Source organism: Paeniglutamicibacter sp. Y32M11 (assembly GCF_019285735.1).
In the GTDB taxonomy this organism is placed as follows: domain Bacteria; phylum Actinomycetota; class Actinomycetes; order Actinomycetales; family Micrococcaceae; genus Paeniglutamicibacter.
Window position 1 is genome coordinate 2,078,058 of record NZ_CP079107.1, and the last position, 11,827, is coordinate 2,089,884.

Annotated in this window: 10 protein-coding genes; 1 reads left to right on the forward strand and 9 read right to left on the reverse strand. The window is 64.6% G+C overall.

Going from position 1 to position 11,827, the window contains the following annotated elements:
• Positions 1 to 518: 518 nt before the first annotated feature.
• Positions 519 to 1,001, reverse strand: coding sequence for a GNAT family N-acetyltransferase (locus KUF55_RS09135; RefSeq protein WP_218818649.1), 483 nt, complete (start codon positions 999 to 1,001; stop codon positions 519 to 521).
• Positions 1,002 to 1,336: 335 nt separating this feature from the next.
• Complete coding sequence (locus tag KUF55_RS09140; RefSeq protein WP_132357579.1) at positions 1,337 to 1,753, reverse strand: CBS domain-containing protein; 417 nt, start codon at positions 1,751 to 1,753, stop codon at positions 1,337 to 1,339.
• 405 nt (positions 1,754 to 2,158) lie between these two features.
• Here KUF55_RS09140 and KUF55_RS09145 point away from each other — a divergent pair, with 405 nt between their 5' ends.
• Positions 2,159 to 4,672: an ATP-dependent DNA ligase gene (locus tag KUF55_RS09145; protein ID WP_218818650.1), complete on the forward strand. Its 2,514-nt coding sequence runs from the start codon at positions 2,159 to 2,161 to the stop codon at positions 4,670 to 4,672.
• 409 nt (positions 4,673 to 5,081) lie between these two features.
• Here the strand turns inward: KUF55_RS09145 and KUF55_RS09150 are convergent, their stop codons facing one another.
• The 7 genes from KUF55_RS09150 to KUF55_RS09180 form a co-directional block, all read right to left on the reverse strand.
• Positions 5,082 to 5,384 carry a DUF4193 family protein gene (locus tag KUF55_RS09150; RefSeq protein WP_218818651.1) on the reverse strand — a complete coding sequence of 101 codons (303 nt, stop codon included), beginning with the start codon at positions 5,382 to 5,384 and terminating at the stop codon, positions 5,082 to 5,084.
• Between the two features lie 206 nt (positions 5,385 to 5,590).
• Positions 5,591 to 6,715 carry a glutamate--cysteine ligase gene (locus KUF55_RS09155; RefSeq protein ID WP_218818652.1) on the reverse strand — a complete coding sequence of 375 codons (1,125 nt, stop codon included), beginning with the start codon at positions 6,713 to 6,715 and terminating at the stop codon, positions 5,591 to 5,593.
• Between the two features lie 654 nt (positions 6,716 to 7,369).
• Positions 7,370 to 8,290 (reverse strand): carbohydrate ABC transporter permease, encoded by a 921-nt coding sequence (locus tag KUF55_RS09160; protein ID WP_255557413.1) that lies wholly within the window; start codon positions 8,288 to 8,290, stop codon positions 7,370 to 7,372.
• Positions 8,283 to 9,212, reverse strand: a complete 930-nt coding sequence (locus KUF55_RS09165) for a carbohydrate ABC transporter permease (protein ID WP_218818653.1) — start codon at positions 9,210 to 9,212, stop codon at positions 8,283 to 8,285. Before KUF55_RS09165 ends, KUF55_RS09160 begins: the two co-directional genes overlap by 8 nt.
• A gap of 11 nt (positions 9,213 to 9,223) precedes the next feature.
• On the reverse strand, positions 9,224 to 10,684 hold the full coding sequence (locus KUF55_RS09170) for an ABC transporter substrate-binding protein (RefSeq protein WP_218816428.1): 1,461 nt from the start codon (positions 10,682 to 10,684) through the stop codon (positions 9,224 to 9,226).
• A gap of 286 nt (positions 10,685 to 10,970) precedes the next feature.
• Complete coding sequence (locus KUF55_RS09175) at positions 10,971 to 11,399, reverse strand: hypothetical protein (protein ID WP_218816429.1); 429 nt, start codon at positions 11,397 to 11,399, stop codon at positions 10,971 to 10,973.
• 23 nt (positions 11,400 to 11,422) lie between these two features.
• Positions 11,423 to 11,782, reverse strand: coding sequence for a lipopolysaccharide assembly protein LapA domain-containing protein (locus tag KUF55_RS09180; RefSeq protein ID WP_218816430.1), 360 nt, complete (start codon positions 11,780 to 11,782; stop codon positions 11,423 to 11,425).
• Between the last annotated feature and the right edge of the window lie 45 nt (positions 11,783 to 11,827).

Consider the following 11,827-nt stretch of genomic DNA (forward strand, 5'->3'; position numbering starts at 1 on the left):
CGGTAGACGCATCAACGCCCCGGCCTGCCAGGCCAGATCTAGGCAGTTGGGAAGCGAGTTCCGGTCCCCATTCCGGCCGAGGGATTTGGCTTGTGGAGGTGTTCGGTCCGGGATCCATGCCGGGCAAGGTGATCCTGTACAGGGCATGCCTCGGCATAGCCGACGTGCCAGGGCGATCCACGTCGTGAAAGAGCGTTCCAAGACCCACAGCGGAGTCCAGAGCGGGGCTGTGATTCCGAAGACGTTTTGCCCGTGGTCCCGGTACTGGCCGATGGCTGCAACACCTACGGTGGCGGCCGCCCACAGCAAATAGCCCCTAGGGTTGCGGGACTGGATGACCAGCGCGGGCAGCAGCGCCATCTCGGTTGCAAGACGCGCCGGTTGGGCCTGTGAGTCATGGGCTTGTCGCACGCGCTGTCGCCAAAAATGCGCCGCTGTCAGCGGGAGTCGTGATGACAACGAGAAGAGGGCCGGCCCCGGAGCGATTCCGGGGCCGGCCCTCGGCATGGGTGGTGTCCTCAAATGCCCGGCAGCGGCGCCCCGTTACATAATGCCGACTGCGTCCGGGGCTGTGTCTGGGCGGGGAGCCCGGACCAGACGACTGCCCGAGTTCCTTCGGCGTGGTGCTTGGCGGTGCTGCGCCGCTTCGGGGAACCGGTGTAGCGGACGCGGTCCATGGGCAGGTGCGGCACCGTCGAGCGAACCAGCAAACGATCTTGCCACAGCTCCGGCACGAGACAGGAATACTCCGGTCGTTCGAGCATGAAGATACGCATTGCCGGACAGAAAGGCATGATGGCAAGACGCCGCCGCCGGACGTCCTCGAGGATGTGCAGGAGCAGGTACTCGATGATTTCTTCAGACTTGTACCGGCGCTTGAGTTGGGTGTAGTGCAACCACAACTCCTCGCCGCGCATGCTGTACTGCACGAATCCGGCTAGGTCGCCGCGCTCGTAGAGCTGGTAGCGACGCAGTTCCTGGTTGTTTTCAATGACCCGCATGCAGATCACCGCCCGCTGCATTCGTTGGGACGGCGGTCTGGGGCCCCGCGAGGTGCGGTCGGAATTCGTTTTTTTCCCATTGGAGTTGGGAGACGGGGGCATGTGATGTTGGACCAAGGTGCAGCTTCATGGAATGCTCCAATCAAGGAAACCATGGCCCGCTGCTGAACCGATTTCAGGGTATCGATAAGACCGGAAAGCGGCAAGTGCTCGCTGCTTCGAGTGGGGTTCCGCGCGGGAGGCAGCCAAATGGCATCGGCAGAAAGCCAAGAAGGGGCGGGACCGGTCCACCTCATGTGGTCACCGGGTCCCGCCCCCTGGAGGTGTTCGCGGGGCTACTCGAAGGAGATGAACTTCACCAGGTCACCGACCCTGTCTTCGGGATAGTTCTTGGCGATATCCCCTTGGCTGAGCATGCCGACCAAGGTGTGGCCGTCAATGACGGGCAGCCTGCGAATTTGGTGCTCTTGCATGGTCCTGATTGCTTCCTCGACGCTGTCGTCGGCCCCGATGGTGACAGGTTTTCCTTCGCCGAGCTCACCTGCCCGGGTGTTTCGCGGGTCCCCGCCCTGGGCCAGGCACTTGGTGACGATGTCGCGGTCAGAGACAACGCCCTTGAGCCGGTTGTCCTCGCCACAGATGGGCAGCGATCCGACGTCGAGTTGGAGCATCTTTCGTGCCGCTTCCTCGAGGGTTTCGTTCTCACCGATGCATTCGGCCGAGCCGGTCATGATTTCGCGTGCGGTAGTCATGGTTCCTCCTGCGTGGGTTGGATTGGACTTGCCTGCCTCGGGTCCGTATTCGCCCTAGGCCTTCGGGGTTCCGGCCGGCAGGGCGGGCCGCGTTTCCTTCCCCCTGCCCGGTGGACGGATGCAGCGCACGAATCCCGGACCTGCCCCAGAGGAATAGTTTGCTCCTTCGGCGGGTACCGGGTTCGGTCGGAAACTTCCGGCGATTTCCACGCTACGGACGGGCCACGGCGCTGTCCAGTGATTTGCGCACCACGGCGAGAACGGGCTGGCGATGCGTCCACGGTCGTGCCCACTGGTGACAAACCGGGCGGCAAATCCACCAGCAATGAGCTGCCTGGATGCCAAACACTGGTCTTCGCCCCCGGGCCGCTGCACAGTGGTGTAGAGAACCGAAGGGAGACGCCCATGGCATCGAGAAATTCCGGGGAAACGGTATCGATTGCAGGACGAGTGCTGCGGGTCAGCAATCTCGACAAAGTGCTCTACCCGGAGACGGGGACCACCAAGGGGGAGGTGCTGGACTACTACGCCCGGGTTGCCCCGGTGCTCGTTCCCCTGGCGGCCCGGCGGCCGGCGACCCGCAAACGCTGGGTCAACGGGGTCGGAACGCAGGAAAAGCCGGGCAAGGTGTTTTTTCGCAAAGATCTTGAGGACTCGGCCCCCGACTGGATCCCGCGGGGAACCATCAAGCACAAGGACCACGAGAACATCTATCCGCTGGTGGACGATGCAGCGGTGCTCACGTGGCTGGGACAGCTGGCGGCACTGGAGATCCATGTGCCCCAGTGGCGTTTCGACAGGGAGATGGCCCCGGCGAATCCCGACCGCATGGTGCTGGACCTGGACCCGGGTCCGGGCGTCGATCTGGCCCAATGCGCCGTCGTTGCGTTGCTGTGCCGCGAGGTGCTCTCCGGCATGGGACTTGAGGCATATGCCGTGACGTCCGGTTCCAAGGGGATCCACCTGTACGCCGGCCTCGACGGAACCCATACCTCGGACCAGATCTCACAGGTTGCCCGCGAGCTGGCTCGACACCTCCAGCAGGATCATCCGGAACTGGTCGTGGCGGAGATGAAGAAGTCCTTGCGCGAGGGCAAGGTGTTCATTGACTGGAGCCAAAACAACGCGGCCAAGACCACCATCTGCCCGTATTCGCTGCGCGGACGAACGCGGCCAATGGTTGCCGCACCACGCACCTGGGAGGAGATCGGGGAACCGGGCCTTCGCCAACTCGACTTCCACGAGGTGCTCGAACGCGTGGAGACGGGGTTCGACCCGATTTCGACGCTGGGCCGGGCAGTGCCCCCGACATCCGATCGGCTGGAGACCTACCGGTCCAAGCGGGACGCGGCATCCACTCCGGAACCAATTCCCGCACCGGCCGCACCGGTGCGGCCTTCCGGGGGCGAGGCGGACTTTGTGATCCAGGAACACCACGCCAGGGCCCTGCACTGGGACTTCCGGCTGGAGCACGACGGCGTCTTGGTCTCCTGGGCCGTGCCCAAGGGCCCGCCCCTTCAGAGCGGTGTCAGCCGTCTGGCGGTGATGACCGAAGACCACCCGCTGGACTACGGAGAATTTGAGGGGACGATTCCCGCGGGCCAATACGGTGCCGGGACCGTGGAGATCTGGGACAGCGGTTCCTGCCGGATCGAGAAGTGGAACGAGGGCGCAGAAGTCATCGCCGAGCTGCGGGGGAGACCGGACGGAGGGCTCGGCGGGGTGGCACGACGCTACGCGCTGATCCATGCCCCGCGCATGGGCAACGAGAAGAACTGGCTGCTCCAACTCATGAAGGAGCAACCCGGCGAGGACGGCACCGGGCAGGACGCAGGTGAAGGCCGTGGAACGACCAGGCACGCCGACAAATCCTCCGGCGCAGCTAAATCTTCTGCGCAGTCCCCGGAGCGCGCGAAACAGGACCTGCCACGCGCCATGTTGGCCACCTCCGGAAAACCCGGTGAGCTCGATGAAGACGAGTCCTGGGCCTACGAAATGAAGTGGGACGGCTACCGGACCGTGGTCGGCGTCGTGGACCGACAGGTCATTTTGCGCAGCCGCAATGGCAACGATCTGACCGCCCAGTACCCGGAGCTGCAGGAGCTCGCGGACGGGGCTCCGGAGGGTGCGGTCCTGGACGGGGAGATCGTGGCATTGGACAGCAACGGCCGACCGGATTTCGGCCTGCTGCAGACCAGGAGCGAAGACGGAAAGAAGAACGGTGCAGGTGCCAAGGCGCCCATCGCCGCGGTGCACCTGATGCTGTTCGACGCGCTTCGGTTGCCGGCCGTGGATGGGAAACGGGGCAAAGCCGGGGAGCGCCCAGGCACGGTGGAGGATTTGATGTCCCAGCCCTACCTCGAGCGGCGGCGACGGCTGGCCGAACAGGTCGCCGAAGGCAAACACATCCATCTACCCCCTGTCCACGATGGAACGTTGGAAGAGGCAATGGAAGCCAGTGCCGAGTTGGGCCTGGAAGGCGTGGTGGCCAAGCAAGCGTCCTCGACCTACCGCCCGGGCAAGCGCAGCAAAAGCTGGGTCAAGTTCAAGAACGAACTGCACCAGGAGGTGGTGGTCATTGGCTGGCGGCAGGGCAACGGCGCACGCGGCGACACCCTTGGCTCGTTGCTGCTGGCGGTGAATGAAGATGGTGCGTTGCACTATGTCGGGCGAGTGGGAACCGGGTTTTCCGGCGACGAACTGCGTCGAATCCGTAGTGAACTCGAGCCACACCGGCGCAAGACCCCTGCTGCCAAAGATGTGCCCGGCATCGACCGCACCGATGCCATCTGGGTCTCACCCAAATTGGTCGGCGAGGTCCGGTACACCGAACGAACCCGGGGCAAGAGGCTGCGCCACCCGGTGTGGCGCGGGTGGCGCCAGGACAAGGAACCGGCAGCGGTGCGATGGGAAGCTTGAACCGGTGGGCGCGGAGCGCTTGATCGCGGGTGCGGCGGTGTCCTTGATGAAGTAGAACTGGCCCAGGAAGAATTTTCGTGGTCACGGGCGGGACGGCGGGCGTACTGGCCGCGATTCCACGGTCCCGGTGCCGGTTTCCCGCAGGGCAATGCGCAAAACGAAGGTTGGTCTTCTGGTGATTGGCTCCAACACCGGCAAACCGTCGGTGTTGGAGCTTGGTGGGTACCGTCCTCGTTGCCCACAACGGCAACAATCGCAACCTTGCCTGACAGGACCGACCGGCGTTGGCCATGCGGCCTCCCGCGCGGGACCCATGCGTGTTCGCCGGGGCTTGGAGGGGCACGAAGAATCCGTGGTGCCGCAGCCTTCCGACGGCGCTGGTCGGTTCGTCGCTGCGAACCAGCAGTTCCTAGAGCTCCGCACAATCCCGGCAGATCATCACACCGTCCACGACCTTGGCCACCTGGCTTCGGTGTCGGACGGCAAAACATTCCCCGCACACGAATTCATCCGAGGCCTGGGGCACGACTTCCACCACGAGCTCGTCGAGCACGATGGCGCCCGGGAGCTCAGTTCCTTCGGAAAGATCCGCTTCCTCCAACTCGGCCTGGACGCTCTTGGCATCGGGCACATCCATTTGCCGGACGTCCTTCAGGGTGCGCTCGGACGCCTCGGCCACATCGGGGCGGGTTTCGTCGTAATCCTGGCTCATGATCGATCCTCTCCGCTTTTTCCGGGTTGGCCGAAATTCTAGACGCCGGGGGACGAGGGAACAAGCATGAATACCCGACGCGGCCAATGCACCGCGCCGTCCTGAAACGGCAATGGGGGCAATGATCGTCCGCTCAACTGCTGCGGGCATGAGGTGGTACCCGGGGATCCGCCTGCCGCCGGAGCCCGGCATGGCCTGCCGGCACCTCAGGAAATGAGGGTCTGTGTCCGTTCGGCGGCATCGAAGACGGTGTCCCGAAGGCTTTCGTTGGCTTGGAAGGCCCGGCGCTGGCGATCGGCACCCGTTCCGGCGAGCTTGATCCGCTGGATCGCTTCGAGGACGTAGCGGAGGTCGCCATATTCCTCCAGGACCGGACGTGTGTGGCTCAGCATGGCCGCAAGGGCTGCCTCCGCGGGGCAGAGGCGATTTTCGAGCGGGTGGAGCAGCGATCCATGCAGACCGAGACTGCTCGCCCTCCAGGAGGCCAGCCGCAGCACCTCGGTGGGGCAGGGCAGCGGCGGTTGGCCCCTCTGCCATTCCCTGGCGGCGCATTCCACCAAGGCCCGGACCAGGGCGGCGATGGCAGCCCCGTCGCCGGCCTCGAGGCAGACATCGGCGATACGGATTTCGACGGTCGGGTGCCGGGATGAGAGCCGGGCATCGAAATACACCATGCCCTCGTCGAGCATCACGTCGCATTGGAGGAGGATTCCAACGATGCGCCGATATGCATCCGCCGAGCCAAAAATGTCCGTGGGGCCGGCCGTCGGCCAGCGCCGCCAGGCCTGGTACCTGAAGCTTGCATAGCCGCTGTCCGCTCCCTGCCAATAAGGCGAGTTGCTGCTCAGCGCCAGAAGCAGGGGAAGCCACAGCCGGATCCGGTCAAGCACCGCCACGGCCTCCTCGTCCGACACCACCGAGACGTGGACATGGAACCCGCAGGTGAGTTGCTCCTTGAGGGTGATGCCGAACTTCCCTTCCATGGCCAGGTAGCGGGGCAACGGCACCAGGCTGGAGGCTGCCCGCATCGGGTATGTTCCCAGCGCCACGACACGGCACCCGGACAAGGTCGCCAAGCGGTCGGCTTCCTGCCGTCCCTTCACCATGGCGGCCGACAATGCCGACAGATCGCCGAAGGGAGCGGAGACCAATTCAATCTGTTCCTGCTTCAGTTCGTGGGTCAGCGAGGCGGCATCGACGTTTTGGGCATCATGGCCACTGAAATGGGTGGAGTTGCCGGAGGAATGCAGCACGTCTGCCGCCGTCGGGGCAAGCATCCCGGTGGCGGCATCGATGAGCAGCAGCTCTTCCTCGACCCCGAAGTTGCGCATGGTCCTAGTTTTCCCGAACGCGGCCGGGATGAAAACACTTTCGCATGGGGCGGAGGGATGAATCGGTGGATTGGTCCCGGCGTCTCAGCATCTCGAGATGTACGGACCGAGACCAAGAAGGACGAACACGGGACTTGAGAGTGTGCCCAATCATGCCGACGGGGCCCGTAACGGGTGTCGGATGACAGCAGGCGAAACCGCCGACTAGATGCCTCTTCCCTGTGGACGGTTGCCGGAGAGCGACCTCCAATTGGGTCCGCCCTGGTCCACGGCCTTGGAGGCTACCTGCCCGGAGGTTGGCGCCAAGCACCGGAACACGATGGTCCAATACGGGCAAGCTAAATTGCGCCTCCAGCGTTCGGGAAGCAATCCAGGGTGGTGCATGGCGTGATGAACCTGATTGAGGAGTCACTTAACATCGACGGGTTTAGGCCTCGGACCAGTGGCCATCTGCCGGCACATGCGGGGCACCCCGCCGGCACCTCGTACCGCCGCCATGCACCGCAACCACACCACCGTGAAGGTGCCCGAGGATGCTCTCCGGTCGGGGCGGCATCCGTCCGTCGCGGAAGCTGCTGGTGTCGATGCGCTCTAGGTGCCTTTTCGACTAGGTATCGGCAGCCATGTGGATCCCATTGCCACCAGAAACCCCCTTTATCCCTTGAGCCCGGTCGTGGCCACACCCTCGATAAAGTGCCGCTGGCCGATGAAGAACATCACGATCATCGGCAACGTGGTGATCACGCTGGCCGTGACAATCAATTCCCAGTGCCAATTGCCGGCGAAGCCGAACTGGTCCACCATGGCCTTGAGCCCGCGGGGGACCGTGAACGTGCTCGAGTCCCGCAGGTAGATCAGCGGTCGCATCAGGTCCGTCCACGCGGCCTGTGCCTCAAAGAGCAAGGTGACGATCAGCGCCGGCTTGCACAGCGGCAGGGCAAAATGGCGGAAGAGCTGCCAGTCGTTGGCGCCGTCGGTGCGGGCCGCCTCAAAGATCTGCCGGGGCACCCCCAGGAAGAACTGGCGCAGCAGGAAGATGTAGAAGGCCGAGCCGAACAAGTTCCCGGCCCACAGCGGGGTGAGGGTGCCTACCTGCCCCAACGCGTTCCAGATCAGGAACGTGGGGATCAGCGTGACGGCCCCGGGCAGCATCATGGTGGCCAGCACCAGGAAGAACAACACATTGCGGCCGCGGAAGCGGTAGTAGGCAAAACCCCACGCCACCATGGAGCTACTCAGCGTCACCGCCACGGCCGCCAGCACGGTGACCAGCACGGTGTTGCCCATCCACAGCGCCAGCGGCGCCGCGTTCCAAATATCCACGTAATTCTGCAGCGTCGGAGACTGCGGGATGAGCCGGTTGTCGAAGACCTCGGACTGCGGCTTGAATGATGCCGAAACAAGCCAGATCAGTGGGTAGACGAATACCGCCGTGGCCGCCAGAAGCGCAAGCCACAGCAGGAGTTTGAGCGGCGATCGTCTCTTGGGCCGCGTCCCGGTCGGCTCCGGGACGGGAACCGGCCGGGGGTCCGACTCGGCGGCGGGGACTGGCTTCAGGATCGGGATGCTAGCCACCGTCTTCTCCTTCGTAGAAAACCAGTTTGCGTCCCACCACGTACTGGATCGCGGTGATGACCATGATGATGGCGAAGAGCAGCCAGGCCATGGCCGAGGCGAAGCCCATGTTCAGGTATTCGAACGCCTGCCGGAAGAGGTAGATGACGTAGAACAGGGCCGCATCGTTGCTGTAGGTTCCGTTTCCTGCCCCGAAGTACGCGGTGTAGGCCTCGGTGAAGGACTGCAGCGCCGCAATGGTGTTGACAATGACCAGGAAGAACAAGGTGCCCGAGATCATCGGCACGGTCACGGACGTGAAGCGGCGCAGCGGACCGGCACCATCCACCAAGGCCGCGTCGTACAGGTCCCGGGGCACGTTGTTCAACGCCGCCAGCAGGATGATGGTGGACCCGCCCAGGGTCCACAGGCTCATCAGCACAAGTCCAGGCTTGATCCAGGTGCTGTCGGTCGTCCAGTCCGGCCCCGGGATCCCGACGAAGCCCAGCACCGCATTGACCAACCCGTTGTGCCCATTGAAAAGCAGCAGCAACAGGATGCCCACGGCCACCGGGGGAGTCATATTGGGCAAATAGAACACGGTGCGGAAGAAGCCGGTGGCCCGCCTAGCATGCATCAGCAGCATGGCCAGCAGCAGCGCGATGCCGATGTGCAGCGGCACCGACAATGCCGCGTAGAACATCGTGTTGCGCAACGAGAGCATGACTCGGGGGTCCTCGCCGAGCTGGCGGTAGTTTTCCAGCCCCACGAAGTTCGGGTCGTTGAGCACGTCGTAGTCGGTCAGTGAGAGGTACCCGCTGTAGAGGATCGGCCACAGCGTGAAGATCAGGAAGCCGAGGATCCACGGGGAGATGAACAGCAGCGCATTCCGGGTCTGGCGCCGGTTGCGCTTGCGCAGCGTATAGGTTCTTGTGGTGTCCACCGACTGCCCCGCTATCCGGCGCTGCCGTCGGCGTCGGCCTTTTCCAGCGTTGACCACGCCTTGTCCAGGGCCGACTGGGCCTCCTTCTGGGCGGTGGCCATGGATTCGGCCGGGGAGGCTTTGGAATTGAGCACTCGGTTGACCCCATCCAGCCAGGCCTGCTTGAACTCCGCGTCCGCCGGGTTGGCCGGCAGCGAGAAGGACGCTTCGTTGGCCTCGTAGGAGGCCTGCACTGCTTCCTTCCACGGGCTTTGAAGGGCGGCGGACGAGTCGACGTACTTCGCCTTGATTTGCTCATCGGCCTTCTGGTTGGCGGTGAACAGGCCGGTGAACGGCTTCTTTTCCTTCTGGCGCGCCGTGGCCCGGGCCTCGGCTGCGGCCATCCAGGAGGCGGTCTCGGTGATGGTCTTGATGTAGCGGCAGGCGGCCTGCGGATTCTTGCCGGCCGCCGGAATGGCCCAGGCGGATCCCGAGCCGAAGCTCAAGGGTTGCCCGGAGCTGGTCTTGAAGGTGTCAAAGGCCACGGGGGCTCCCGGAGAGACATCGTTGAGGATGTTGACGTACCACTGTTCCATGGGCATGGCCCCGAGCACGCCGGTGGCGAACTGGTTGCCCTTGCCGAAGAAGTCGGCCGAATCGCGGAATGCCTTCACCGAGCCGAAGCCTCCCTGGTCGGTGTAGATGCCGACGCCGAATTCCAGGGCCGCCACGACCTTCGGGTCATCGAGCTGGGCTTTCTTACCGTCGGCGGAGATCATGTCCGCGCCGTTGGCCTTGGCCCACAGCGGCAGGAACTCGGGAAGCTTCGAATCGAACCCGATGACCGAGGGCTTGGATCCCTTCTGCTGCGCCAGCTTCTTGTTGGCCTCGGTGACCTTGCTCCAGTCCGATCCGTCCACATCGGAGGTGTCCAGTCCCGCATTTTCCAGCAGCGTGCGGTTGGCCATGATGATCTGAACCTGGTTGAATTCCGGGATGCCGTAGATGTGTCCGCCGAAGGTGACCTGGTCGAGGGCCGGCTTGCGGAAGTCATCCAGGGAGATCCCCTCCCCGGTGATGCAGGTATCGATCGGCATGATGGCCTTGCGGGCGGCGAAGGTGCCCAGCTGGTCGCGGTTGGCATAGATCAAATCCGGGGCATCGCCTGCCGCCACCGCCGACAGGAATTGCTGGACATCCAGCTCGCCCTCCACGGCCTTGACGGTCGCGGGGGCGATGGTCTTGCCCGCGAGGTCCGCCCGGGTGCGGGCGACTTCGTCGGCGTCCGCGTTGTAGCCCATGATGTTGAGCACCCCGCTGAGCTCGGCGCCGGCCGGGAACGGGTCCGGACCCTGCGCCGTGACGTTGGGCTGGGTCCCGGTGGCACAGCCGACCAGAAGCATCGAGGCGGCTGCGGCCAGCGCCACGGCAGTCTTGCTGCGGCGGGCCAGCCCTGGCTCGAGGGGTGGGGGGCACGAATCCCTGAAGTACATGGTTTCTCCTCATTGCCGGTCCGCTATGAATTGCTTCGATGGCCGAAGCGATTGGTGCATGAACCCAACGCTAAGACGGGCCACCGAGGCTGTCCATGGTTTTGCACCTCGTGCCGCAGGGGGCACCCGGCAGGGGCCGAATACGGTCCCGTGGCCGGGGTGGAGGAGGCCCGGGGCGGAGATGACAGCGCCAAGCCTTGGCGCTGGCCCAATGACAAGGGCCCCGGGTCCAGCGTTCCCGCGGCGGGAACGCTGGACCCGGGGCCCTGGGGAAATGCGAGCCGGATCAGGTGCCTAGGTCGGGATCCACGGGCCGGTTAGGGGAGGCGGGGTTTGGCCCGGCCGGGCCGGGATTTTGGCCGTGCGATCCGGCAGCCTTGCGGAACACCACCGTCGCCGCCAGGCCGATCAGGGCCACGACACCCAGGACTGCAAGCGTGCCCGATCCACGGGACCGCTTGGTCCCGATCCTGCGCTGTGCGGTGACGAGGGCGTGCTCCACGGACTTGCGGGCGCGCCGGGCGGCCTTGCGGTTGCCGGTGACGGTGGCGACGACTTCCTCGGAGGCACGGGCCAGTCCCGCGGGGTCGAGTTTGTCCACCGCGTGGCGCACCGAGTCCTCCAAATGCGCCGGATATTCTTGCTTGGCCTTTTTGGCCCACTGCCCCAGCTGGGCCCGGACGGTCTTCATCTGTTTTTCGAGCTCATGCATCATGGGCCCCTTTCTCTTCGGTTTGGCTATTTTGCGTGCCGTTCCAGGCGCCGGGAGGCGGCCCCGGCACGACTGCGCAGCTGGATGATGCGTACCGCGGCGACGATGGCCACGACCACGGCGCCTCCCACGGCGGCGAGCAGCATCGAAATGCCCAAGGCCATCTGCCCCTGGAATCCGAGGAAGTAGATGGTGGCTTGCGCCTGGTTTTGCATCATGAAGATCACCAAGAGGATCAGCACCGCGATGCCGACGATGGTGAAGGCCCACACGACCGCGGCCCGAGTACTGGCCTTGGCGTCCTTGGGATCCTTGGCTGGCAAGGTGCGGGCAGACGGCCGGGGCACCGGGTCGGGTTCCGGCGTGGACGTGGGTTGTTCGACCATGGGACACCTCCAATTTCGTGTCGCGGGGAAACCGCCGCCGGGGCG